We start from the raw sequence: 24269 nt of genomic DNA on the forward strand, positions 1-24269 counted from the left end.
GGCGCCGTGCCGACGCCTGCCACCTGCGTGTTCGCCCGGGGAGCCACCGCGGCTGTGGTGGAGTTGGGCCATGGCACGGGCAGGGAAAGAGCCTCGCAGAGGTGCGGCGGAGCGGGCCGAGGGGTTCGGCGAACGGATGGTGGGCGAACTGCTGGAGCGGGCGTACGAAACGCCGCCACGACTGATCGCCCCGTTGGTCGCCGAACAGATCCGCGCCCTGGGCGGCCGGGACGTGTCGATCCTGCTGCAGGACCACGAGCAGCTGATGCTCGTTCCGCTGCCGGGCCCCGGCCTGATCCGGGAGGGCCCCCACCCGATCGACGGTTCTCCCGCGGGCGCGGCCTTCCTGAGCATGGTCCCCACCGAAGTCCCGCAGGGCGACTGCGTACGGATGTTCCTCCCACTGCCGGCCGGCAGCGGGCCGGTGGGGGTGCTGGTCCTGACCCTCGACGCCGTGGACGAGGGCGACCGGCGGCTGCTGGGCCGGCTCGCCGCTCTAGTGGCCGACCTGATCGCCACCAAGAACGGCTACACCGACCAGTTCTCCCTCGCCCGCCGCAGCAGCCCGATGTCCACCGCCGCCGAGATCCAGTGGTCACTGCTGCCTCCCCTGACCATGTCCACCCCCGAGGTCGAGGTCGCCGGCATCCTGGAACCCGCCTACGAGGTCGCGGGCGACAGCTTCGACTACGCCCTCAACGGGGACGTCCTGCACGTCGCCGTGATCGACGCGATGGGCCACGGGCTGGACGCCGCGGTGATGGCCACGGTCGCCATCGGGGCCTACCGGCACTCCCGGCGCGCCGGCGTCAGGCTCGCCGAGATCTACGCCTTCATGGACTCGGCCATCGCCGACCAGTTCGGCATCGAGCACTTCGTCACCGCGCACATGATGCGGCTGAACGTCAGATCGGGCCGGCTGCAGTGGGTCAACGCCGGCCACCCGGCACCGCTGCTGATCCGCGACCACGACGTCGTCCAGCAACTGAAGGGCCCCACCACCCTGCCGGTCGGCTTCGGCGGCGAGCAGCCCCGGATCAGCGAGCAGTCGCTCCGGCGCGGCGACCGCCTGCTCTTCTTCACCGACGGCCTGATCGAGGAACACCTGTCCGGCGGCGAGCAGTTCGGCGAGCAGCAGCTGATCGACGCGGTCTCCCGGATCGGGCCCACCGGTGGCGGCGTGCGCACGATGGTGCGCAGGCTCTCGCACACGCTGAAGCAGCAGCGCGGCGGGATCACCAGCGACGACGCGACGCTCCTCCTCGTCGAATGGCGCGGCGCCACCTGACGGGGCGGCCGGCGGCCCGCCGTGACGGGTCAGGCGGACGGGGTGTGCGGCAGGGGCCCTCGGGCGGCGTCCTCGGCGGTCGCGAAGACGGGGAACAGCTCGGTGGTCTCGGTGATCTCCAGGACCCTGCGGGTCATCGGGGACGGGGCGATCAGCACGAGGCGGACGTTCTCGTCCAGGGCCGCTTTGCGCACGGTCAGAAGCGCGTTGAGCCCGCTGGAGGTGAACAGCTCCACGGCCGCCAGGTCGACGGCCAACACGGCCGGGCGCTGGTCGAGCGCGGCCCACAGGGCCTGACTGGCGGCGGGCTCGCTGTCCACGATCAGGTCTCCGGCGAAGGAGCACACGAGGGCGTCGCCGATCCGGACGGTCTCCGACGTCAGGCAGGGGGGCGCGGTCGCGACGCCTCGCCCGCCGGGTCGGCCGTCCTGCTGGGCGGGCACGCGGGCCCCGCCACCGAAGGTGTGGCGGGCGTCGGGGCTGTCGGGGGCGTGGCGGGCGTCAGCGGTGTGGCGGGCGTCGGGCGCGTCGGGGCCGTCGGACCACGCCGCGGCGATGCGTTCGAGTCCCTGCCAGAGGCCGAGCGCCTGTTCGTAGAGGCCCGGTGCCGCGCAGCTGCCGGTTTCGACGGCTGTCAGATAGGCGTCGATGCCGGTGACGGCGTGCCGGACCTGGCGGCGCAACGGATCGACATGCCCGGGGTGTTCGCCCTCGTCGCCGAGCGCGCCGACCCGTTCGGCCAGCGCGGACGCGAGCCGTTCCAACCCCTCCCGGCTCATCGGGCTCACAGGGCCACCTCCAGTCGGACGGCATCCGCGCGAAACCGTCGCGGTGGTGCGCGCGGATGTCCCTCCACTGTTCGCCCATTCGGCAGACATGTCAACCGTTGCACGAATTCATTGTCGTGTTTTGCCGGTCGTGAAACGCTGGTTCACGACCGCGACACCGCCCGCTCACCGGCCTGGAGCCACGCCACCGCCACCACGATGAACACGGCGAGTACCAGGCTGACCGGACCGGTGCCCAGGTCCAGGCCGCCGCGCTGGTGGCTGACGCCCGCCCAGTCGGCGAAGCACGCGCCGAGCGGCCGGGTCAGGACGTAGGCCCACCAGAAGGTGAGGACCGGCGACAGCCGGGAGAAGCGGTGGGCGAGCGCGGGCAGGGCGATCAGGGCGGCGAACAGCAGCCCGGAAGGCAGGTAGCCCCAGCCCAGGGTGGCCGCGGTCAGGTCGCCGACGGCCGTGCCGAGCGCGAAGGTGGCCATCACCGCGCACCAGTAGAAGACCTCGCGGCGCCCGCCCGCGACCGCCTCGACGGCGAGCGTCCCCTCCGTCCGGCGCCAGAGCACGAACACCAGGGCGAGGGCGGCCGCGAAGGCGGCCGCGGACGCCGCGTACGGCACGCCGAAGGCGACGTGTGCGACATCGGCGGCCATGGTGCCGAACACGCTCACCATGATCACCGCCGCCCAGTACACGACCGGGACGTAACGGCGGGTACGGGCCTGAGCGAACAGCGCGGCCGCCAGCAGCAGGCCGGCCGAGCCGACCGCCGGCACCGGCCCCAGGACCCGGGCCAGGTAGTCGGACGTGGTCTCGCCCATACCGGTGGTGAGGATCTTGACGGCCCAGAACACCGCCGTCACCTCCGGCACCTTGCTCCAGCCGGAGGCGGCGCCGGAGACCCCGGCCCGGCGGCGGTCGCCGCGTGTCATTGTCGTGGTGGCGCCCACAGCGGCGGCACTCCCTTCCCGACGGCGCGGCCGTACCGCGCCGCTCCGATGTCTCAGCTGCCCAGGACCGTGTTGCCGGTGATGGTGTCGTTCGTGCCGTCGACGGTCACCAGGTGCCGCACCCCGTCGGGGCCGACCAGCACGGCCTGCCAGGCCCGGCCGCCGCCCTGCTCCGTGACCGTCCGCAGCGACTCGACCTTGCCGCCGGTCACCCCGGAGGAGGCCTTGGCCAGCGCGTCCGCCGCGTCCACGGCGGGCAGCGGCGCCGGCGCGGCCTGCGCCGCGTCGCCCTTCCGCGACCCGGCCTCGCGGCCCGCGTGGCCCCGGCCACCGTCCTGGGCCCCGCCGCCGTCACGGCCGCCGTCACGGGCCGCGCCGCCCTCGTGGGACCGGCCGCCCTCGTGGCCGCCGTCCTGCCCCTGGTCGTCCCCGGCAGCCGCCGTACGGCCGCGGTGGCCCTCGCCCTCGTGGTGGAGCGCCACCGCGGCCGCGCCGCCGCCGACCACCACCACGGCCGCCGCACCGGCCGCCACCCAACGCGCCGGACGGCCGCGCAGCCACCGCAGCCCGCCGCGCTCCCGCGCCGCCGCTGGCTCCTGCGTTTCCTGCGGCTCCACCGGTACCTGCGGCTCCTGCGGCTCCGCGCCCGCCATGGACTCGCTCACTGCGCCCACCCCAATCGTGTGGCCCGGCCCGGGCCCAGCGCCCGGACGGAGAGGCCAGCATGGCGGGACGATGCTGAAGACCAGCTGAAGACCCCAGGACCCCGGCCGTCCCCCGACCGGCGGACCTGCCACCCTGGGGGAATGCGTGTACTGGTTGTCGAGGACGAACGCCGCCTGGCGCAGGCGCTGCAGCACGGGCTCACCGCCGAGGGATTCACCGTCGACCTCGCCCACGACGGCCTCACCGGCCTCGCCCGGGCCATGGACCACGCCTACGACGTGATCGTGCTGGACATCATGCTGCCCGGGCTCAACGGCTACCGGGTCTGCGCCCGCCTGCGGGCCGCCGGCAGCGACGCCGGCATCCTCATGCTCACCGCCAAGGACGGCGAGTGGGACGAAGCCGAGGCACTGGACACCGGCGCCGACGACTACCTGTCCAAGCCGTTCTCCTTCGTCGTCCTCGTCGCCCGCCTCAGGGCCCTCGCCCGCCGCATCGGCAGCCGCGCGCCACGACGCACCGTCCTCGGCGACCTCGTCGTCGACTCCGCCGCCCGCACCTGCACCCGCGCGGGTACCGCCGTCGCGCTCACCCCGCGCGAGTTCGCCGTCCTCGACCACCTCGCCCGCCGGGCCGGCGAGGCCGTCTCCAAACGCGAGATCCTCGAGCAGGTCTGGGACAGCGGCCCCGACAGCGACCCCAACACCGTCGAGGTCCACATCAGCGCCCTGCGCCGCAAGATCGACACCCCGTACGGGCGGACCGCGGTGCAGACCGTCCGAGGCGCCGGCTACCGGCTGGCGGCCGACGGTGGCTGACCCGACCCCGGCCACCCGGCGCCGCCGCATCGCCGCGCTCAGCCCCCGCATCACCGCGCTCCGCACCCGCGCCGGCCGCAGACCCCGCAGCCCCCGCGCCGCCCTCACGGCCGTCACCGCCCGGCTGACGCCGCGCTCGGTCCGCGCCCGCACCACCCTCGCCGCCTGCGCCAGCGTCGCCGTCGTCCTCGCCGCCGCCTCCGCCGCCGTGGTCCTGCTGCTGCGCGCCAACCTGGAACGCACCGTGGAGGCGGGCGCCCGCGAACAGGCCCAGGTCGTCGCCCGGCTCGCCGCCGACGGCCACCTGCCCCCGCAACTGCCCCTGGACCACGGCACCGACTACATCCAGGTCAGCGACGCCACCGGCAAGGTCGTCGCCGCCAGCCAGAACCTCACCGGACACCCCGCCCTCACCCCCGCCCGGACCGGACACCACACCTACGACCTCGGCCCCCTCGGCGACGAACACCACCAACGCGTCACCACCCTCACCGCCGACACCCCCGGCGGGCCCCTCACCATCCACGTCGGCGCCTCCCTGCGCACCGCCGACACCGCCGAGGACCTCACCACCGCCGCCCTCGCCGCGCTCAGCGCCGTCCTGCTGCTCACCGTCGGCGCCCTCACCTGGCGCGCCACCGGCCGCGCCCTGCGCCCCGTCGAAGCCATCCGCGCCGAGGTCGCCGCCATCGGGGACCGGGAGCTCGACCGCCGCGTCCCCGAGCCCCGCAGCGACGACGAGATCGCCCGCCTCGCCCACACCATGAACGCCATGCTCGACCGCCTCGAAGCCGCCGGCAGCCGCCAGCGCCGCTTCATCGCCGACGCCTCCCACGAACTGCGCAGCCCCCTCGCCGTCCTGCGCACCCAGCTCGAAGTCGCCCTCTCGCACCCCGATCCCGAGGTGGGCACGGAGTTGGTGGCCGGGGCCCTGGAGGACACCGAACGCCTCCAGGCGCTGACCGCCGACCTGCTGCTGCTCGCCCGGCTCGACACGACCGGCCATCAACGGACCGACGAGCCCGTGGACTTCACCGCGCTCGTCCGAGCCGCCGTCGACGCCGGCCGGCCCGGGCCCCCGACGGTGGCGCTCCACGCGGCGGAGGCCGTCACCGTCACCGGCAACCCACTGTGGTTCGGGCGGCTCCTCACCAACCTCCTCGACAACGCCCGGCGGCACGCCCGAGGCCTCATCACCGTACGGCTGTCCACCGACCGCGCCACCGGCGAGACCGTCCTCGACATCGCGAACGACGGCCCGGCCATCCCCCCTGCCGACCGCGAGCGGATCTTCGAACGGTTCACCCGGCTCGACGACGCCCGCAGCCGAGACGACGGCGGCACCGGCCTCGGCCTGCCCATCGCCCGCGACATCGCCACCATCCACGGCGGCACCCTCACCGTCGAGGACACACCCGACGGCACCACCTTCCGCACCCGCCTGCCCGGCGGCGGGTGAGCGGCCCGGCGGCCTGAGGCGGGTGAGCGGCTCCGGGGCGGGTGAGCGGCGCCGAGGTCCGACCGGACGCCCGCCCCCGGCGCCGCCGTCACCAGGACCGGGGGATCCGCATCGCCATGCCGAGGGTGATGGCCTGCGCGGCCTTGAGCTGGGCGTCGGACAGGCGGTCGAGACCCTGGCGCAGCTCCGCCGGGCGGGGGGAGATCAGACCGGCAACGGTGTGCGTCACCAGGCCGGACCGGACCAGCCACACCTCGTAGTAGGCCACGTCGAAGCGGGTGCCCTGGACGCCGACGTTGGCGACGCCCTCCACGCACACGGCCTGCGGAGCGTCGACGAAGGCGGTCACCGCCCTGAGCTGCGTGGCGTTGCCGTCCTGCCATCGCTGCCAGGCGTTCTGCACGATCTCGTCCGCGCCCCGGAGCACTCCGCTGAACACGGTCTGGACGGCGTCCGGGGCGTACAGGGACCGCAGCGCCGTCGCGTCGCGCGCGTCGATGGCGGCCCAGACCCGCCGGTAGAGCGCCTGCCCCGGCGTGGGGATCGCGTGCTGGGCGGACGGGGGCGCCGGCGACCGGGGCTCGATGGACCCGCCGGCGTGGACCCGGACCCGGCCGCCGTCCAGGGCGAAGACCTCGTACGTCAGCATCCGGGCGAAGGCGGTCGACTGGACGGACTCCACGCAGATCACGTCGCCCAGGTCGGTGAACCTCTCGACGACCGTCGTGGTCACCGCGCCCGCCGCACCGAACAACTCCTCGAAGCCGGCCGCGATCTGCTCGGCACCGGCCCGGACCGAACCCGTCGACGCCGACACCATCACGGCATCCGGGTGGTACAACTCCCGGAGCGCCGCCGCGTCCTGCGCCGCCATCGCCGCGCACCACCGATGGTGGAACACCTGACCTTGCGTCAACTGCATTGTTCCGGACCCCCTTCGGCGCTGGGCCACCGGCCTCCGGGTCGCAGGCCCCCTGGCTCCGGCGCCACCCTACCGCCACGGGAGGCGATTCGGACCGTGCGGGTCGGACACGGACCGGCCGGTCGAAGCAGGGTGGGGCGGCTGCGGGGTGCGGTGGTAGCCGGCGTTCTCCGCACGCCGTGGCGGCAATCCGAGGCACAGTCAGGTGACCCCATCGACGCGCCGCCGCCGCGCCGGCCCGAGCACCGAGGAGCCCGCCCCATGACCGAGCCGACGGCCGCAGGCCGCACCCCCGCGCAGGACCTGGTGTCGGCGGCGCTCGACCGGGCCGCCGCAGCCCGACACCTCAACGCGTTCATCACGCTCGACGCCGACGGGGCGCTCGCCGAGGCGGCCCGCCGGGACACCCAGGACACCCGTGGCAGCCGTGGCTCCCTCCGCGCCTCTGGCAAGTCTGGCGAGTCTGGCAAGTCTGGCAAGTCTGGCAGCCGTGCGACCTGGTGCCTCGTGGTCAAGGACAACATCCATGTCGCGGGCCTGCCCAACACCGCGGGCACCCCCGGGCTCGCCGGCTTCGTCCCCACCGCCGACGCCCCCGTCGTCCGCGCCCTGCGCTCGTCCGGGGCGATCGTCCTGGGCAAGACCAACATGCACGAACTGGCCCTGGGCGCCACCTCGTTCAACCACGCCTTCGGCCCCGTCGGCAACAGCACGGACCCGGCGCTGTTCGCCGGCGGCAGCAGCGGCGGCACGGCCGCCGCGGTGGCCGCGGGCATCGCGGACGCCGGGCTCGGCAGCGACACCGGCGGCTCCGTCACCATCCCCGCCGCGCTCAACGGGATCTACGGGCTGCGCCCCAGCGCCGGCCGCTACCCCTCGGCCGGTGTCACCCCCCTGTCCACCACGCGGGACACACCCGGGCCGATGGCGCACACCCTTGAGCTCCTGACGGCCCTGGACACTCTCGTCACCGGGGAGGGCGGAAGCCCCCGGAACCCCGGCCGCCCGCTCCGACTCGGCCTGCCGAGGCACGTGTTCACCGAAGACCTGGAGGAGCCGGTCCGGGCCGCCTGGGAGCAGGCCGTCGACCGGCTCACCGCCGAGCGCGCCGTCTGGATCCCGGTGGACACGGCGCACCTCGTCGGGTACGACACCAGGATCGGATTCCCCCTCGTCTTCGGCGAGTTCGCCACCGCCCTCGGCCGCTACCTCGACGACCACCGCACCGGACTCACGCCCGCCGACGTACTCGACGCGGTCGGCGACCCCGTCATCGCCGAGCTGCTCAAGACCACCGCTCTGCCCACCGGCCCGGGCTACTTGGGGCCCGACGCGCTGCGGGCGGCGCTCGCGGAGCGGCGAGCGATGCAGGCCGCGTACGCCGACCTCTTCGCGGCGAACGGACTGGACGCGATCCTGAGCCCCACCGTGCCGGTTTGCGCCCGGCCGCTGGGCCGGCACGAGGACTCGCTCCCGCTCAACGGGCGGGCTGTGCCGACGTTCCCGACGCTGATCCGCAACACCTCCCCCGCCGCCACCGCGGGCCTGCCGTCGGTGACGCTCCCCCTCCCGGTCACCGGGTGCCCTCCCGTCGGCGTCCAGCTCATCGGGCCCCGCATGACCGACCGGGGCCTGCTGTCCACGGCCGCCCTGATCGACGCCGTCCTGCGCGGCGGCCAAGCGGAGACCGGGTGAGCCTGCTCGCGCGCTTCCTCTTCCGCGGAGCCCGGGCACACCTGCCGGTTCGGCGCCCGCTGGACGGACGCGCCCGAAACGGCTCTCCCACTGGACGATTGTCAGGTCTGGGGAAACCCCGGGGCGGGCATACCAGCAGTATTCGGCGAAGGGCCCGGCTGAAACTCCCCCACGAGTTCAACCGGGCCCCAACCGGCCACCGGGCCTGGGCGCGACTCCCCCCACGGAGTAGCGGCCGGGCCCGTATCCTGCTCAACCAGCGACACGCAGCGTACATGCCATCTCTACCGAGCGCTACCTCGGGCGGCCGATCTCTTCCAACCCGATCCGGCCCCGCGTCCGGCCGCTGCCCGTCCGCCCCTGCGCCGCCTGCCCAGCCCCGCTCCGCCCGTCCGACGCCTCCTGCCCACCACCTGCGCCGGAAGGCGCAGCCTGGCAGGCCCGCGTGTCGCGCCTGCCTGACGATCGGCAGGACAGCACCCGCGCGCCCTCCGCCCGGGAGAAGGGCACGCCATGACCGTCGACCGACGCCGCTTCCTCACCACGCTCGGCGCCGCCGCCCTCGCCGCCGTCCGCGGCACCCCCGCCCGCGCGCTGACCGCCTTCCCGGCACGCGCCCGCGGCTGGGCGGCCGCACCCCCGGACTGGCGGGCGCTGCGGGCCCGCCTGGGAACCCGGCTGGTGCTCCCGGCCGACCCCGGGTACGGGACCGCCCGGCTCGGCTACAACAAGCTGAACGACGGTCAACTCCCGGCCGCCGTCGCCCAGTGCGTGTCGGCCGACGACGTGCGGGCCTGCCTGGACGTGGCGCGCGGGCACGGCATCCCGATCGCCGCCCGCAGCGGCGGCCACGGCTACCTGGGCTACGGCATCCCCGCCCGGGGCCTGGTGATCGACCTGCGCGGAATGGCCGACGTCCGGGTGCACCCCGACGGCACCGCCGAGATCGGCGCCGGTGCCCGCCTGATCGAGGTGTACGCGGCGCTCGCGCAGGCGGGCCGGCTGCTCCCCGGCGGCAGCTGCCCGACCGTCGGCATCAGCGGCCTGACCCTCGGCGGCGGCATCGGCGTGCTGACCCGCGCCTACGGACTCACCTGCGACCGGCTGGCCGCCGCCGAGGTCGTCACCGCCGACTCGCGCCTGCTCACCGCCTCGCCCGCCGAGGAGCCCGACCTGTACTGGGCGCTGCGCGGCGGCGGTGGCGGCAACTTCGGCGTGGTCACCCGGTTCGGCTTCGCCACCGCCCCCGCACCCGGCCTGACCGTCTTCGTGCTCGGCTTCCCCGCCGGCTCGGTGACCCAGGTGCTCGGGGCCTGGCAGCACTGGGTGGCCGGAGCCCCGGTCGAGCTCTGGGCCAGTTGCCAGATCTCCGGCGGCACCCCGCCCGGTTGCCGGATCGTCGGCTGCTACGTGGGGGATCCCACCGGCGCCGACGTCCTTCTCGACCGCCTGGTGCAGGCGGCCGGCACCACGCCGAGCTCGCGCACCGTCTCCCCCAAGGACTACCTGGGCGCCATGACGTTCATGGCGGGCTGCTCGCACGACACCATCGCCCAGTGCCACCCCACCTGGGAGGGCGGCGTGCTGCCCCGGGCCGGTTTCGTCGCGGCCTCCCGGATGCTGGGCCCGGCACCACTGGACCCGGCGAAAGTCACGGAGCTGATGGCCGGCCGCCCCGGCGTCGACCTGCTGCTCGACTCCCTCGGCGGCGCCGTCGGCGAACTCGCCCCCGGCGCCACCGCCTTCCCGCACCGCGACTCGCTCGCCGGCGCCCAGGTCTACGCCAGTGCCACCCCGCTCAGCGAGGACCGGGTCCGCACCACCGTCGACGCCATCCGCGACGGACTGGCCGGGCTCGGCGCGCACGGCGCGTACGTCAACTACATCGACGGCACGCTGCCGGACTGGGGCACCGCCTACTACGGCCGGAACCTGCCCCGGCTGAAGGACGCCGCCCGCCACTACGACCCGGACGGCGTCTTCGCCTTCCCCCAGTCCGTGACGGCCGCCTAGCCGGCCGACCACCGCCGGGTGGCCGACTCAGCGCTGCCGTCCGGCGTAGACGGGCGACACCAGTGCGATCAGCACCGCGGCCACACCGACCTGCAGCGCGTGCCGGATCCAGTCGATGCCGCCGGTGTGCCGCACTCCGAAGTAGGACGCCGCGGCGTTGCCGAGCACCGCACCGACCGCGCCGACCAGGATGGTCAGCCACAGCGGCACGGGCTGGCGGCCCGGCAGCACCAGCTTCGCCAACACACCGACCACCAGCCCCGCGACCACGGCCCACAGGATCGTCACAGCCTTCTCCCCTCAGTTGGTTCCACTCTGACTGGGACTCCCACCGTGTGCCCCCAGGCCCGGCTTCCATGCCCGGCTTCCATGCCCGGCCTTCCTGTGCGGTCTTCCTGTGCGGTGTTCCCGCCCGGCCTTCCCTGCCCGGCCGCTTCACCCAGGGCAGAACGCCGCTCCCTTCCGCCGGCGCCCCGGATGCCTAGGCTGAAGGGGTGACCACTCATGCGCCGAACGAAGCCCGCGTCATCCCCCTGCGCCCGCAGGTCTCGCCGCCCGCCTCCGGTGGGACGAGCCGCACCCGGCAGCAGCCGGCGGCAGCCCCGCCGGCGACCGCGCCGAAGGAGCCCCTGTGGCGCGACGTCGTCGGCGATGTGCTGCGGCGCGAACGGCTCGCCCAGGAGCGCACGCTGAAGGACGTCGCGGAGGCGGCCCGGATCTCGATGCCGTACCTGTCGGAGCTGGAACGCGGACGCAAGGAGGCCTCGTCCGAGGTGCTGGCGGCCGCCGCCCGGGCTCTCGGGCTCGGGCTCTCCGACGTGCTCTCGCTCGCCCAGGACGAGCTGGCCCGGTACGCCCGGAGCCGGGTCGGCCGGGTCGGCCGGGGCCCGGTGGGCCGTGGCCGGCCGTCGACCCGGGCGCAGTACGACGGCCTCTGCCTCGCGGCCTGACCGGGCCGGCAGCCGACGGCTGGTACCTGGCGGTCGGTACGGCGGGGAACCTCCGCCGTACCGGCCGGCACACGGCCGCGCGCCGTCAGACGAACGCGTGCCGTCGGCTCAGCACCTGGTCGGCGATCCCGTAGGAGACGGCTTCCTCGGCACTGAGCACCTTGTCGCGGTCCATGTCGGCACGCAGTGTCGCCACGTCGTGTCCGGTGTGCTGGGACAGGACCTCCTCCACCTGCGAGCGGATGCGGACCATCTCCTTGGCCGCCAGGCTGAGGTCGGAGACCGTCCCCTGTCGGCCGCCGCTGGCCGGCTGGCCGAGCAGCACCCGGGCGTGCTGGAGCACGAACCGCCGCCCGGGGTCTCCGCCGGCCAGCAGCACCGCCGCCGTCGACGCCGCCTGGCCGACGCAGAACGTGGAGATCGGCGCCTGCACGAACGTCATCGTGTCGTAGATCGCCATCAGCGAAGTGAACGATCCGCCGGGCGAGTTGAGGTAGATCGAGATCTCGCGCTCCGGGTTCTCCGACTCCAGGTGCAGGAGTTGCGCGATGACGACGTTGGCGACCCCGTCGTCGATCTCGGTGCCGAGGAAGATGATCCGCTCGTTCAGCAGTCGGCTGAAGACGTCGTAGGAGCGCTCGCCCTGCGCGGTCCGCTCGATGACGTAGGGAACCGTGTACGACCCCATGTCACAGCCCCATCCGTCGGCGCGACGCGGCCGGGCGGATGTCAGTGACCGACTCCACCACCCGGTCCACGATCCCGTACTCCCTGGCCTGTTCGGCCGTGAACCAGCGGTCCCGGTCGCCGTCCCGCGCGATCGTCTCCTCGCTCTGCCCGGTGTGTTCAGCGGTGATCCGCTCGATGGCCTTCTTGGTGAACTGGAGGTTCTCCGCCTGGATCTCGATGTCCGCGGCGGTGCCACCGATGCCCGCCGAGGGCTGGTGCATCATGATCCGCGCGTTCGGCAGCGCGAACCGCTTGCCGAGTGCCCCCACGGTGAGCAGGAACTGCCCCATGCTGGCGGCGAATCCCATCGCCAGGGTCGAGACGTCGTTCGGGATGAGCCGCATGGTGTCGTAGACGGCGAGGCCCGCGGTGACCGACCCGCCGGGGCTGTTGATGTACAGGCAGATGTCGGTGCGCGGGTCCTCCGCCGACAGCAGCAGCAGTTGCGCGCACACCCGGTTGGCCGACACGTCGTCGACCTGGGTACCGAGGAGGACGATCCGCTGGGCGAGCAGCTGCGCCGCGAGGTGGTCGTCGAAGGGACTGGGCGGGGTGTCGCCCTCGCCCGCACGGGGCGGGAGCGCGGTGAGCGGGGTCATCGGGTCTCCTTGTCGAGGTGGGGATGCCGTCGACACCACTCTTGCCCCGGGGGGCTTCCCGATCGTGGTTTCTCTGCCCGCCGCAGATTCGCCACGGGCAGAGCGGACGGAAGGACGCCCGGGCCCGCTCGACCGGTGTGACCCCACCCGGCCGAGCCGGCCCGCCGTGCGTACTGTTCATCAAGGACAGCGCCCAGACCAGTGGGAGCGCTCCCACTGTGCGGGATCCCCGCGAGCCGGTCAAGAGGCTTGAACACTCGAACGCATCAGCCGACAAAACCCGGCAACTCCTCTTTTCCTTGGCGGCAGTTGGCGCTACGGTCAGTGGCCACCAGTGGGAGCGATTCCGTCAGTCGACGCGCCGTGAGCGGCGTGTCCTCGGCAAGGAGTCGCTCATGCGTCACCCTCCTCGTTCGACAGCACTGCTGTGCGGCATCGCGCTCACCCTGGTGAGCGCCGTGTCCGCCGTGTCATCCGCGCCATCCGTGTCCGCCGTGTCAGCAGTGGCGGGTACGGGCTCGGGCGCCCCGGCCCCGCCCGGCTGTTCCGTGGCCTACGCCACGGTCAACCAGTGGACCGGCGGCTTCCAGGCCTCCATGGTCGTCACCAACAACGGTGCTCCGACCAGCAGTTGGCGCCTCGGCTTCGACTTCACCGGCGGTCAGCACCTCGCTCAGGGCTGGGGCGCCACCTGGTCCCAGTCCGGCAGCAAGGTCACGGCCGCGAACGAGAGTTGGAACGGCTCGCTGGGGACCGGCGGGAGCGTCACCCTCGGGCTCACCGGCTCCTGGTCCGGCGGCAACCCCGCGCCGACCGGGTTCACCCTCAACGGGCTTGCCTGCTCCGACGGTTCGTCCCCGACGCCGACGGCCACACCCACGGCCACACCCACGGCCAGCCCGACCGCCACGCCGACCGGCACCCCGACCCCGACACCCACCACGCCCCCGGGCGCGCCCGAGCTGAGCGTCGACGGCAACCGGCTGACCGACCCGAGCGGCACCACCCGCCGCCTGCTCGGCGTCAACCGCTCCGGCGGCGAGTTCATGTGCGTCCAGGGCCACGGCATCTTCGACGGCCCGGTCGACGATGCCGCCGTCCAGGCCATCGCCGACTGGCAGGCCAACACCGTCCGGATCACGCTCAACGAGGAGTGCTGGCTCGGCCTGGACAACGTCCGGCCCGAGTACCGGGGCGCCGCGTACGTCAGCGCCGTCAAGGAGCTGGTGGCCCGCGTCCTCGCGCACGGGATGACCCCCGTGGTCGAACTCCACTGGACGTACGGCCAGTACACCGGCAACTCGGCGGGCTGCCCGGACGAGCACGCCACCTGCCAGAAGCCGATGCCGGACGCCCGCTACGCCCCGGCCTTCTGGACCTCGGTGGCGAACGCCTTCAAGGACGACCGCCGGGTGGTCTTCGACCTGTTCAACGAGCCCTACCCGGACCGGGCCGCCGCCACCACCGAGCAGGCCTGGGCCTGCTGGCGCGACGGCGGCACCTGCCCGGGCATCGGCTACCCGGTGGCCGGCATGCAGGACCTCGTGGACGCCGTCCGGGCCACCGGCGCGCGCAACGTCGTCCTCGTCCCCGGGATCGCCTACGCGAACGACCTGAGCGGCTGGCTCGCCCACGCCCCTTCCGACCCGACCGGCAATCTGGCCGCCGCCTGGCACGTCTACAACTTCAACTCCTGTGCCGGCGAAGCCTGCTGGACCGCCACCCTGGACCCGGTCGCCGCCCGCGCCCCGCTCGTGGCGGGCGAGATCGGTGAGAACACCTGCGGGCACGCGTTCGTCGACCGCGTCATGAAGTGGTCCGACGACCGCGGGCTCTCCTACCTGGGCTGGACCTGGAACACCTGGGACTGCTCCTCCGGTCCTGCCCTGATCAGCGGTTACGACGGCACCCCCACCGCATTCGGCACCGGGCTCCGCGACCACCTGCGCGCCCTGACCGCTCACTGAGCACCCGCCGACCGCACACCGAACAACACCGAGACACACCGAAACACACCGAAAGGGCCCCCCACCATGAGCCGCACCACCCGCCCCATCCGACCCGCCGACCCCGCGCGCCCCGGCTTCACCCGGCTGCGCAACAACCGGACCGCCCTGTTCACCGCTCTGGGCCTGCTCGCCGCGACCGGCGCCAGCGCCACCGTGCTGTCCACCTCGGCCGGCGCCGCCACGGCCGGCTGCCAGATCGCCTACCAGGTCTCCAACCAGTGGGACACCGGCTTCGGCGCCAACGTCACCATCACCAACACCGGTGACCCGCTGAGCTCCTGGACCCTGGAGTGGACGTACGCCGGCAACCAGCAGGTCACCCAGGGCTGGAACGCGACCGTCAGCCAGTCCGGGGCCGCCGTCACCGCCCGGAACGTCTCGTACAACGGCAGCCTGGCGACCGGCGGTTCCACCTCCTTCGGCTTCAACGCCTCGTACAGCGGCACCAACCCCGCGCCCACCGCCTTCAAGCTCAACGGCGTGCTGTGCAACGGCGACACCTCGACGCCCAGCCCCACCGCCACGCCCACGCCCACGGGCACGCCGACCGGCACACCTACGGGCACCCCGACCGGCACGCCCACCGGCACCCCGACCGGCACCCGCGTCGACAACCCGTACGCGGGCGCGAAGGTCTACGTGAACCCCGAGTGGTCCGCGCACGCCGCCGCGGAGCCCGGCGGCGCCAAGGTCGCCGGCCAACCCACCGGCATCTGGGTGGACCGGATCGCCGCCATCGCCGGCGCCAACGGCAAGATGGGCCTGCGCGCCCACCTCGACGAAGCGCTGCGCCAGAAGGGCAGCGGCGAGCTCGTCGTCCAGCTGGTGATCTACGACCTGCCCGGCCGGGACTGCTCCGCGCTCGCCTCCAACGGCGAACTCGGCCCGACCGAGATCGGCCGGTACAAGACGGAGTTCATCGATCCGATCGCGGCGATCCTCGCCGACCCGAAGTACGCGGGGCTGCGGATCGTCACGGCCGTCGAGATCGACTCGCTGCCGAACCTGGCCACCAACACCACGCCGCGCGCCACCGCGACCCCCGCCTGCGACGTGATGAAGGCCAACGGCAACTACATCGCGGGCGTCGGCTACGCGCTGAAGAAGCTGGGCGCCGTGCCCAACGTGTACAACTACGTCGACGCCGGCCACCACGGCTGGCTCGGCTGGGACGACAACCTCGGCGCCTCGGCCGACCTGTTCAAGCAGGCGGCGACGGCCGAGGGCTCCACCCTCTCCAACGTGCACGGCTTCATCGTCAACACCGCCAACTACAGCGCGCTCAAGGAGAACAACTTCACCATCGACGACAGCGTCAACGGCACCTCCGTCCGCCAGTCCAAGTGGGTGGACTGGAACCGCTACGTCGACGAGCTCTCCTACGCGCAGGCGATGCGGGCCAAGCTGGTCACGCTGGGCTTCGACCCCAACCTGGGCATGCTGATCGACACCTCCCGCAACGGCTGGGGCGGCACCGCCCGGCCCGCCGGCCCGGGGCCGAAGACCAGCGTCGACGCGTACGTGGACGGCGGGCGCTACGACCGGCGGTTCCAGACCGGGAACTGGTGCAACCAGGCGGGCGCGGGCCTCGGCGAACGGCCGCAGGCCGCCCCGGCGCCGGGCATCGACGCGTACGTGTGGATGAAGCCGCCGGGTGAGTCGGACGGGGCCAGCAAGGCGATTCCGAACAACGACGGCAAGGGCTTCGACCGGATGTGCGACCCGACGTACACCGGCAACCCGCGGAACAACAACAGCATGTCCGGTGCGCTGCCGGACGCACCGCTGGCCGGGGAGTGGTTCTCGGCCCAGTTCCAGGAGTTGATGAAGAACGCCTACCCGGCGCTGTAGCACCGGACGCCGCCGACCGTCCGGAAGCCGGCGGGCTTCCGGACGGTCGGCGGGCCGTCGTGGCGCCGCCGCCAGTGGTCTTCGCGGCCGTTCGCGGCTATCGGTCTTCGCGTGGCTGGGCAAGCACATCGTGGGCGGCCTCATCACCGGTGCCGTCAGGAACCGAACCGCCGTCAGGAACTGGACCGCCGCCACGAACCGAAATCCCTCGCCACTCGGAGCAGCCCGTGCCCCTTCCCCCTGCCACCCCTGCCACCCCTGCCACCCCTGCCACCGCCCTGAACTCCACCGCGGCCCTGCCCCGGTTCCCGGCCGGTTTCCTCTGGGGAGCGGCCACCTCCGCCTACCAGGTGGAAGGCGCCGCCACCGAGGACGGCCGCACCCCCTCGATCTGGGACACCTTCTGCGGCACCCCGGGCAAGGTCTTCGAGGGCCAGACCGGCGACGTCGCGGCCGACCACTACCACCGCTTCCGCGAGGACGTCCGGTTGATGGCCGAACTCGGGCTCACCGCCTACCGCTTCTCCGTCTCCTGGCCGCGCGTCCAGCCCACCGGCCACGGCCCAGCCGTCCAGCGGGGCCTGGACTTCTACCGCCGCCTCACCGACGAACTGCTCGCCGCCGGGATAGCCCCCGTCGCCACGCTCTACCACTGGGACCTCCCGCAGGAGTTGGAGTCGGCCGGCGGCTGGCCGGAGCGCACGACCGCCGAGCGGTTCGCCGAATACGCCGCGCTGGTGGGCGAGGCGCTCGGCGACCGGGTCGGCCACTGGACCACCCTCAACGAGCCCTGGTGCAGCGCCTTCCTCGGCTACGGCTCGGGCGTCCACGCCCCCGGCCGGACCGACCCGGTGGCCGCCCTGCGCGCCGCCCACCACCTCAACCTCGGCCACGGCCTGGCCGTGACCGCACTGCGCGGCCTGCTGCCCGCCACCGCCCGGCTGTCGGTCTCGCTCAACCTGCACGCCGTGCGCCCGCTCACCCCGTCCGCCGCCGACCGGGACGCGGTGCGCCGCATCGACGCCGTCGGCAACCGGGTGTTCCTCGGTCCGATGCTGGCGGGTGCCTACCCGGAGGACCTGCTGGCCGACACGGCCCACCTCACCGACTGGGCGTTCGTCCGCCCCGGCGATCCGAAGGAGATCCAGCAGCCGCTGGACTGGCTGGGCGTCAACTACTACACGCCCACCGTCGTCTCCGCGACCGCCGAGGGCGCCGCCCCGGCCCGTGAGGACGGCCACGGCGGCGGTACGGCCTCGCCCTGGCCGGGCGCGGACCGGGTCGGCTTCCACCCGGCGCCGGGCGAGCGGACCGCGATGGGGTGGGCCGTCGACCCCACCGGCCTGCACGAGCTGCTGACCGGACTTGCCCGGCGCCACCCGGGCCTGCCGCTGATGGTCACCGAGAACGGCGCGGCCTACGACGACTTGGTCGGCGAGGACGGCACGGTCGACGACCCGGAACGCACCGCCTACCTCCACGCCCACCTGGCGGCCGTCCACCGGGCGGCCGCCGACGGCGCGGACCTGCGCGGCTACTTCGCCTGGTCCCTGCTGGACAACTTCGAGTGGGCGTACGGCTACGCGAAGCGCTTCGGCCTGATCCACGTCGACCACTCCACCCGGGCCCGCACCCCGAAGTCCAGCGCCCGCTGGTACGCCCGGGTGGCCCGTACCGGAGAGCTCCACCCGCCGGTCGGCCCGTAGGGCCCGCCGGCGGCGCGGGCGGGGGATCAGGGGAGATCAGGCGTCGGCCCGACGGGCGGTCAGGTCGTCCAGGATGGTGGAGGTGGCGGTCGCCCCGAACCGTTCGGCGCCGGCGGCCACGAACTCCAGCATGCGGTCGAGGGTGCGGACCCCGCCCGCCGCCTTGACCCTCATGTGCGCGGGGACGTTCGCCCGCATCAGCCGGACGTCCTCCAGGGTCGCACCGCCGGGTGCGAAGCCGGTCGAGGTCTTGACGAAGTCCGCGCCCGCCAGCGCGCTGAGGCGGCAGGCGCGGACCTTTTCCTCGTCGTCGAGGTAGGCGTTCTCGAAGATCACCTTGACGAGGGCGGCGCCCGCCACGGCGTCGACGACGGCGGCGATGTCCTCCCGCACGGCGTCGTCCTCGCCGCTGCGCAGCAGGCCGATGTTGAGCACCATGTCGAGTTCGGCCGCGCCCTCCGCCAGGGCGTCGACGGCTTCGCCCGCCTTGGCCGTCGCGGTGGACCCGCCGTGCGGGAAGCCGATGACGGTGCCGACGGCGACCGCGGTACCGGCGAGCGCCTTGACCGCCAGGGCGACGTCGGCGGGGCGCACGCAGACCGCGGCGACGTCGTAGGCCGCGGCGAGTTCGCAGCCGTGCAGGACTTCGGTGGTGGTCAGTTCGGGCCGCAGGAGCGAGTGGTCGATCATCTTGGCGAGCTGCCGGACGTCGATGTCGGTGGAGTCCATGAGCCTGTCCCAGGAGTGCGGCGTTTCGCGTCCCACCGGTGAGGGTGCGACAGCGCGGACGACTCCGACGATAGTCATCAGCTGTCTAGCTGTCTATACAGGCACGCGGCGCGCCCCCCGGGCCGCGATGTGACGGGAATCACGCTGCACGCCCCTTGCTCTTGGTGCGGTTCGCTGCGAGATGCCCCGATCTGCACTGGTCTACGCTGGTTGACTAGACAGCTAGACGGCGTAACCTCAATTTCGGAGGACCTCTTTTGGAAACGGATTTCTCGCCCAGGTACCACCAGATCGAACTGGTCCTCCGAAATCGGATCGCCGAGCATCGACCGCACGATCCCCTTCCGTCGGAGGCGGAGTTGTGCGAGGAATTCGGGGTGAGCCGCATGACCGCCCGAGCGGCCGTTCAACGGCTCGTCACGGAAGGCCTGGTGTACCGGATCTCCGGGCGCGGGACTTTCGTCGCGGAACCGCCGACCCACCGCCGCGCGGAAAACCTGGTCCGATTCAGCGAGGAAATGCGCAGACAGGGCCGGAGACCTTCCTCGCGACTGATCTCGGCGAGCCTGCGGGCCGCTCTGCCGGAGGAGGTCCACCGGCTCCGGCTGCGGAAGTCCGCCCAGGTGGTGGAGGTCCGTCGGGTGCGGTTGGCCGACGGGATCCCGACCGCGCTGGAACGGGCGGTGTTCCCGGAGGGCCTCGCCGCCCTGCTGGAGGTCGACTTCCGCACGGCGTCGATGCACGAGGCGCTCGCCGGGCTCGGCCGGACACCGACCCGCGGGCACTCGTCCATCAGGGCCGCCGTGGCCGGTGAGCAGGACGCGGAGCTGCTGGCCGTGGCCCCGGGTACCGCCCTGCTGGTCGAGGAGCGACTCATCGTGGACCAGGACGAGCAACCCCTGGAACTCGCCGAGTCCCGGTACGTGGGCGACCGGTACGCCCTCGACGTCGCCTTCGAAGTGGATTCCTGAGGCGATCCCCTGAGGCTGCCCTTTGGTCACCGGGCCGTCCGGTCATCCGGCCATCCGTACGACCCGCGAGTCGAGCAACGACGCCGACGGCACCACGCGGGAGGAATTCCGACGGGGAACTGCACCATCGGCGGGCGGCGCGGCCCGGTCCGATTCCGGTAGTGGAATGACAGGCAGCCATGGAGGGAAAGCCGTGTACGCATACCTGATGACTTCTCCCGGGGAAATCACCCGAACCCTGGTGCCCGATCCGGAATGTCGCGAGGATGAGATCCTGCTGCAGACCGAAGCGGTTTCCATCTGCTCGACCGACGTCTCCTACTTCCGCGGCCACCTCTTTCCGGAGGCCTGGCCGATCATTCCCGGGCACGAATACGTGGGAAAGGTCGTCGAGGTCGGGAAACGGCTCCGGGACGACGTGCGGCCGGGCGACCGGGTGACCTACTGGGGACAGACCGACTTCGGCGGGATGGCCGAGTACCGGTCGATCCGGCCGCTCTTCCCCGGCCGGCTCGGCGTGGAGACGGCCTGGTACACCGGGCGCAACTTCTACGACGCCGACCAGGCCGCGGCCGTCGTCCTGCCGCCGGGCGTGCCCTCGGACCTGGCCTCCGTGATCGAACCGCTGACCTCGGTCCTGCGGTCGTTACTGCTCAACCCGCCGAAGCCGGGCGACACCTGTGTCGTCCTCGGCTGCGGCCCCAGCGCCCAGCTGGCCGTCCAGGTGCTCCACCGCCACCTCGGCGCCGGCCCGATCACCGTGCTCGACCGCAACGGCGACCGGATGGACGTCGCGCTGCGGCACGGGGCCTCGCACGCCTTCAACCCGGACACCCAGGCGGCGGAGCTGGAAGCGTACGTACGCGACCACCACGACCAGTACGCGGACTACGTGTTCGACGCGCTGCCCCACATCTCGGCGCCGGGCCGCCCGTCCGGAGCGGACGACGCCCCGGGCAAGGACATCCGCGAACTCGCGATGGGCCTGCTGCGGCCCGGCGGCTCGTACGTCATCTACGGCGCCACGGCCGTCCCGCAGCGGCTCAACACCTGGATGATCCTGGCCAAGGGCCTGCGGCTGCTGTCCACCCCCTTCGACGTCCGCTCGTTCCCGATGGCCCGCTCCGCGCACGTCACCGCCGTGGCCCTGCGGCTCGTCGAGTCGGGCCTGGTCGACCCGGCCCCGCTGATCACCACCCGGGCCTGCCTGGACGACGAGGAGGCCGTCCGCGAGGCGTTCACCGGGTACGGGCGGGGAGCGTCGATGAAGACCTCGCTGCTCGCCCCCTCCGTCCTCCTTGACCACGTGCGGCGCACTGCCGCCACCGCCGGCGCCGTGCCCGTCGGTACCGTGCCCGTCGTGCCCGTCGGTACGACACCGCTCGGCACCACGCCCGTCGGCACCACGCCCGTCGGCATCGCCCCGGCCGGCGGGGCCTTCGTCGAGCAGGCCGGGATACCCGGGTGACCGGCACCGCCCCACCGCTCGCCCCCGACCACCGGCCCCCCGACCACCGGACCCCCGTCTTCGTCCGCGACCGGCTGACCCTCACGGCCTACGGCGGACTGGCCGTGTACGCCTACCTCCTGTACGCGCTCGGCCCGCTGCTGCCGCTCCTGCGCCAGGACCTGCGGCTCAGTTACGCGCTGATGAGCCTGCACTCCGCGGCCTTCGCGGCCGGTGCGATCCTCACCAACCTGCTGTTCCGCCGCCTGCGGTCGCGGGCGGGCCACCGGGTGCTCTTCTGGACCGCGCTCGCGGTCCTCGCGCTGGGCTCGCTCCTCCTCGCGACCGAGCTGTCGGCCGCCGTCACCCTCGGTGCGGCGGTCCTGGGCGGCGTCGGCGGGGCGCTGCTGCAGACCACGGCCCTGGCGGTGCTGGCCGAGCACCACGGCGCGGACGAGTCGCTGCGGGCCCGTGCCCTGGTCGAGGCCAACGCGGCCGCGAGCGTCAGCGCACTCGCCGCGCCCCTGGTCATCAGCGGTCTGCAGAGCGCCGGGGCGTCGTGGAACTGGTGCCTGCTGCTGCCCGCCCTCGCGCTGGCGGCCATGTACCCGGCGCTGCGTGCCGAGCCGCTGCGCCCGCGCGGCGCGCCCGCCGCCAAGGCCGCCGTCCGCGAGGCGCAGGCCGACCGGCCGACCGGCGCGTTCCCGCTCCGCGCCGCCCTGTGCGGTCTCGTCGTCGGCTTCGAGTTCTGCCTCGCCTACTACGCCGCGCCCCTGCTCACCAGCCACCTTCACCTGACGGACAGTCAGGCATCGGCGGCACTGGCCCTGTTCTACGGGAGCGAGCTGGTGGGCCGACTGGCGGGGAGCCGGCTGGCGACCGGCGCCCGGTCCGCCCGCTCGGCCGCGCTGGTGGCCGGATCCCTGACCGTGGCCGCCGCGGGCTTCCTCGCCCTGTGGCTCGCCTCCACCACCTGGCTCGCCCTGCTGGGCCTGGCCCTCGGCGGGCTGGGGATCGCCAACCTCTTCCCGCTGACCCTCTCCCTCGCGGTGAGCGCGGCGCCCGGCCGCACCGACCAGGCCACGGCCCGCGTCCAACTCACCGTCAGCACCTGCATCATGCTGGCGCCCCTGCTGCTCGGCACCCTGTCCGACCACCTCGGCGTCCGCTCGGCCTTCGGCCTCGCCGGCTGCCTGCTGCCCATCGCCGCGCTGCTGCTCGCCGCCGGGCGACAGCAGCCGGCCCCCGCCGACGCGTCCTCCTCGGGAGTCACCCCACATGTCCGTCACTGAGAGCGCGGCGAATGCGCGGACCGGCGCTGGCAGCAGCGCTGAGAGCTCCGCCCGGGCCCGCGACACCCTCGCCCGCAACCACCGCACCGGGTTCTCCCGGGCGGCCCAGCGCCACTTCGACTTCACCTGCCCCTCCCCCGACAGCTACCCCTTCCAGTGGGCCTGGGACAGCAGCTTCCACGCGATCGCCCTCACCCACGTCGACACCCGCCGGGCCCGGGACGAGGTGCGCTCCCTGCTCAGCGCGATCACGCCCACCGGCTTCCTGCCGCACATGGTCCTCTGGCAGGACGACCTCCGGCCGCGTGCCACGGCGGACTTCCGGATCGACCTGTGGGAGGGCTGGCGGTCCGTCACCATCGCGCCGCCCGTGGTGGCCCGGGCCGTCGAGCGAGTGTACCGGGCCACCGGCGACGACCTCTGGCTGCGCCGCGTCCTGCCACCGACGCTCGCCTTCTTCGGCTGGCTCCGGGACCACCGCACGAGCCCCGGCACCGGCCTGCTGGAGATCTACCAGCCGGACGAGTCCGGGCTGGACAGCAGTCCCAAGTACGATGCCGCGCTCGGCATCGAGGCGGCCGGGGAGGACGGCGTGCGCACCGCCTGGCACAGCGCGATGCGGTCGCTGATCACGGCCTACGCCTCCCCGGCCCGCACGCCGGAGACCCCGCTCCGCGACCGGAGGCTGTTCGTCTGGAACGACGTGCTCGTCAACACCGTCTACGCCGACGGGCTGGCCTGCCTGGCGCGCCTCGCCCGGACGGTCGAACCGAACGGGCGGACGGCGGACCGGCTGGCCGAGGAGTCCCGGGCGATCGGCGCCGCGCTGATGCGGCACTGCTGGGACGAGACCGCCGGCGCCTTCCACGACCTCGACCTCGTCGCCGGAAAACGCAGTGGAGTCCTCACCGCCAGTTCGCTGCTGCCCATTCTCCTCGACTCGGTGCCGGACACCGCCGCGCGCCGGGTCATCGAGCAACACCTGCTGAACGAGCGGGAGTTCTGGCGGCCCCATCCGGTCCCCAGCGTCGCCGCCACCGAACCGTCCTACGACGCCTCGTTCCGCACCGGGGCCATCTTCCGCGGCTCCAGCTGGGTCAACCTCAACTGGTACCTGTACTGGGGCCTGCTCCGACGCGGCTACCGCGCGGAAGCCGACACGCTCGCGGCGCGCACCCGCGCGCTCGTCGCGGCCTCGGGCACCCGGGAATGCTACGGCCCGGAGGACGCCGAAGGGCACGGCGCGCGGTCCTTCGGCTGGAGCTCCCTCGTCCTGGACCTGGCCGCCGCCACGACGGCGGATCCGACACCCACGACGGACCCGACACTCACGACAGGACCGGCGGGCGCGACAGCACCGGCGGGCGCGACCAGCACGGCGGAGGAGGGCTGA

Annotated in this window: 21 protein-coding genes; 13 read left to right on the plus strand and 8 right to left on the minus strand. The window is 73.5% G+C overall.

Going from position 1 to position 24269, the window contains the following annotated elements:
- Nucleotides 1-70 precede the first annotated feature (70 nt).
- Nucleotides 71-1288 carry a PP2C family protein-serine/threonine phosphatase gene (locus tag AC0B61_RS17410; protein WP_471741539.1) on the plus strand — a complete coding sequence of 406 codons (1218 nt, stop codon included), beginning with the start codon at nt 71-73 and terminating at the stop codon, nt 1286-1288.
- A gap of 29 nt (nt 1289-1317) precedes the next feature.
- On the opposite strand, the gene AC0B61_RS17415 is transcribed toward AC0B61_RS17410, so the two are convergent.
- The 3 genes from AC0B61_RS17415 to AC0B61_RS17425 form a co-directional block, all read right to left on the minus strand.
- Entirely contained in the window at nt 1318-2067 is a 750-nt protein-coding gene (locus AC0B61_RS17415; RefSeq protein ID WP_471741745.1) for an STAS domain-containing protein, read from the minus strand.
- A gap of 152 nt (nt 2068-2219) precedes the next feature.
- On the minus strand, nt 2220-3002 hold the full coding sequence (locus AC0B61_RS17420) for a COG4705 family protein (protein ID WP_471741746.1): 783 nt from the start codon (nt 3000-3002) through the stop codon (nt 2220-2222).
- Between the two features lie 71 nt (nt 3003-3073).
- Nucleotides 3074-3685: a hypothetical protein gene (locus AC0B61_RS17425; RefSeq protein ID WP_471741540.1), complete on the minus strand. Its 612-nt coding sequence runs from the start codon at nt 3683-3685 to the stop codon at nt 3074-3076.
- Between the two features lie 141 nt (nt 3686-3826).
- Between AC0B61_RS17425 and AC0B61_RS17430 the strand changes: the two genes are divergently transcribed.
- Nucleotides 3827-4504, plus strand: coding sequence for a response regulator transcription factor (locus AC0B61_RS17430; RefSeq protein ID WP_471741541.1), 678 nt, complete (start codon nt 3827-3829; stop codon nt 4502-4504).
- The gene (locus AC0B61_RS17435; protein ID WP_471741542.1) at nt 4497-5963 is read left to right on the plus strand and encodes a sensor histidine kinase; all 1467 of its coding nucleotides are present in this window, start codon (nt 4497-4499) and stop codon (nt 5961-5963) included. The genes AC0B61_RS17430 and AC0B61_RS17435 overlap by 8 nt, the downstream gene beginning before the upstream one ends.
- A gap of 88 nt (nt 5964-6051) precedes the next feature.
- Here AC0B61_RS17435 and AC0B61_RS17440 read toward each other — a convergent pair whose 3' ends face one another.
- Nucleotides 6052-6885, minus strand: coding sequence for a nuclear transport factor 2 family protein (locus tag AC0B61_RS17440; protein WP_471741543.1), 834 nt, complete (start codon nt 6883-6885; stop codon nt 6052-6054).
- 261 nt (nt 6886-7146) lie between these two features.
- Between AC0B61_RS17440 and AC0B61_RS17445 the strand changes: the two genes are divergently transcribed.
- Together AC0B61_RS17445 and AC0B61_RS17450 are read left to right on the plus strand one after the other, a co-directional pair.
- Nucleotides 7147-8580 (plus strand): amidase family protein, encoded by a 1434-nt coding sequence (locus tag AC0B61_RS17445; RefSeq protein ID WP_471741544.1) that lies wholly within the window; start codon nt 7147-7149, stop codon nt 8578-8580.
- Nucleotides 8581-9093: 513 nt separating this feature from the next.
- Complete coding sequence (locus AC0B61_RS17450) at nt 9094-10593, plus strand: FAD-binding oxidoreductase (RefSeq protein WP_471741545.1); 1500 nt, start codon at nt 9094-9096, stop codon at nt 10591-10593.
- Between the two features lie 27 nt (nt 10594-10620).
- On the opposite strand, the gene AC0B61_RS17455 is transcribed toward AC0B61_RS17450, so the two are convergent.
- Nucleotides 10621-10881 (minus strand): GlsB/YeaQ/YmgE family stress response membrane protein, encoded by a 261-nt coding sequence (locus tag AC0B61_RS17455; protein WP_471741546.1) that lies wholly within the window; start codon nt 10879-10881, stop codon nt 10621-10623.
- 206 nt (nt 10882-11087) lie between these two features.
- Between AC0B61_RS17455 and AC0B61_RS17460 the strand changes: the two genes are divergently transcribed.
- On the plus strand, nt 11088-11543 hold the full coding sequence (locus AC0B61_RS17460) for a helix-turn-helix domain-containing protein (protein ID WP_471741547.1): 456 nt from the start codon (nt 11088-11090) through the stop codon (nt 11541-11543).
- A gap of 85 nt (nt 11544-11628) precedes the next feature.
- Here AC0B61_RS17460 and AC0B61_RS17465 read toward each other — a convergent pair whose 3' ends face one another.
- Nucleotides 11629-12231 (minus strand): ClpP family protease, encoded by a 603-nt coding sequence (locus tag AC0B61_RS17465; RefSeq protein WP_471741548.1) that lies wholly within the window; start codon nt 12229-12231, stop codon nt 11629-11631.
- A 1-nt stretch (nt 12232) separates the two neighbouring features.
- Entirely contained in the window at nt 12233-12871 is a 639-nt protein-coding gene (locus tag AC0B61_RS17470) for an ATP-dependent Clp protease proteolytic subunit (protein WP_471741549.1), read from the minus strand.
- A 395-nt stretch (nt 12872-13266) separates the two neighbouring features.
- Between AC0B61_RS17470 and AC0B61_RS17475 the strand changes: the two genes are divergently transcribed.
- The 3 genes from AC0B61_RS17475 (at nt 13267) to AC0B61_RS17485 (ending at nt 18437) form a co-directional block, all read left to right on the plus strand.
- On the plus strand, nt 13267-14838 hold the full coding sequence (locus tag AC0B61_RS17475) for a cellulase family glycosylhydrolase (RefSeq protein WP_471741550.1): 1572 nt from the start codon (nt 13267-13269) through the stop codon (nt 14836-14838).
- Nucleotides 14839-14904: 66 nt separating this feature from the next.
- Nucleotides 14905-16731, plus strand: coding sequence for a glycoside hydrolase family 6 protein (locus AC0B61_RS17480; protein WP_471741551.1), 1827 nt, complete (start codon nt 14905-14907; stop codon nt 16729-16731).
- A 278-nt stretch (nt 16732-17009) separates the two neighbouring features.
- Nucleotides 17010-18437 carry a GH1 family beta-glucosidase gene (locus tag AC0B61_RS17485; RefSeq protein ID WP_471741747.1) on the plus strand — a complete coding sequence of 476 codons (1428 nt, stop codon included), beginning with the start codon at nt 17010-17012 and terminating at the stop codon, nt 18435-18437.
- 36 nt (nt 18438-18473) lie between these two features.
- On the opposite strand, the gene deoC is transcribed toward AC0B61_RS17485, so the two are convergent.
- On the minus strand, nt 18474-19166 hold the full coding sequence (deoC, locus tag AC0B61_RS17490) for a deoxyribose-phosphate aldolase (RefSeq protein ID WP_471741552.1): 693 nt from the start codon (nt 19164-19166) through the stop codon (nt 18474-18476).
- A gap of 257 nt (nt 19167-19423) precedes the next feature.
- Between deoC and AC0B61_RS17495 the strand changes: the two genes are divergently transcribed.
- From AC0B61_RS17495 to AC0B61_RS17510, 4 genes are all read left to right on the plus strand, one after another.
- On the plus strand, nt 19424-20137 hold the full coding sequence (locus AC0B61_RS17495; RefSeq protein WP_471741553.1) for a GntR family transcriptional regulator: 714 nt from the start codon (nt 19424-19426) through the stop codon (nt 20135-20137).
- A gap of 208 nt (nt 20138-20345) precedes the next feature.
- Nucleotides 20346-21605 carry a zinc-dependent alcohol dehydrogenase gene (locus AC0B61_RS17500; protein ID WP_471741555.1) on the plus strand — a complete coding sequence of 420 codons (1260 nt, stop codon included), beginning with the start codon at nt 20346-20348 and terminating at the stop codon, nt 21603-21605.
- Nucleotides 21602-22876, plus strand: a complete 1275-nt coding sequence (locus AC0B61_RS17505) for an MFS transporter (RefSeq protein WP_471741556.1) — start codon at nt 21602-21604, stop codon at nt 22874-22876. Before AC0B61_RS17500 ends, AC0B61_RS17505 begins: the two co-directional genes overlap by 4 nt.
- Nucleotides 22863-24269: an amylo-alpha-1,6-glucosidase gene (locus tag AC0B61_RS17510; protein ID WP_471741557.1), complete on the plus strand. Its 1407-nt coding sequence runs from the start codon at nt 22863-22865 to the stop codon at nt 24267-24269. Before AC0B61_RS17505 ends, AC0B61_RS17510 begins: the two co-directional genes overlap by 14 nt.

This window comes from Kitasatospora sp. NPDC023385 (genome assembly GCF_055664045.1).

Coding starts and splice junctions, on each gene's coding strand:
- AC0B61_RS17410 (WP_471741539.1), top strand. CDS start 71: ATGGCACGGGCAGGGAAAGAGCCTCGCAGAGGTGCGGCGGAGCGGGCC.
- AC0B61_RS17415 (WP_471741745.1), bottom strand. CDS start 2,067: ATGAGCCGGGAGGGGTTGGAACGGCTCGCGTCCGCGCTGGCCGAACGG.
- AC0B61_RS17420 (WP_471741746.1), bottom strand. CDS start 3,002: ATGACACGCGGCGACCGCCGCCGGGCCGGGGTCTCCGGCGCCGCCTCC.
- AC0B61_RS17430 (WP_471741541.1), top strand. CDS start 3,827: ATGCGTGTACTGGTTGTCGAGGACGAACGCCGCCTGGCGCAGGCGCTG.
- AC0B61_RS17440 (WP_471741543.1), bottom strand. CDS start 6,885: ATGCAGTTGACGCAAGGTCAGGTGTTCCACCATCGGTGGTGCGCGGCG.
- AC0B61_RS17445 (WP_471741544.1), top strand. CDS start 7,147: ATGACCGAGCCGACGGCCGCAGGCCGCACCCCCGCGCAGGACCTGGTG.
- AC0B61_RS17450 (WP_471741545.1), top strand. CDS start 9,094: ATGACCGTCGACCGACGCCGCTTCCTCACCACGCTCGGCGCCGCCGCC.
- AC0B61_RS17465 (WP_471741548.1), bottom strand. CDS start 12,231: ATGGGGTCGTACACGGTTCCCTACGTCATCGAGCGGACCGCGCAGGGC.
- AC0B61_RS17470 (WP_471741549.1), bottom strand. CDS start 12,871: ATGACCCCGCTCACCGCGCTCCCGCCCCGTGCGGGCGAGGGCGACACC.
- AC0B61_RS17475 (WP_471741550.1), top strand. CDS start 13,267: ATGCGTCACCCTCCTCGTTCGACAGCACTGCTGTGCGGCATCGCGCTC.
- AC0B61_RS17480 (WP_471741551.1), top strand. CDS start 14,905: ATGAGCCGCACCACCCGCCCCATCCGACCCGCCGACCCCGCGCGCCCC.
- deoC (WP_471741552.1), bottom strand. CDS start 19,166: ATGGACTCCACCGACATCGACGTCCGGCAGCTCGCCAAGATGATCGAC.
- AC0B61_RS17500 (WP_471741555.1), top strand. CDS start 20,346: ATGACTTCTCCCGGGGAAATCACCCGAACCCTGGTGCCCGATCCGGAA.
- AC0B61_RS17510 (WP_471741557.1), top strand. CDS start 22,863: ATGTCCGTCACTGAGAGCGCGGCGAATGCGCGGACCGGCGCTGGCAGC.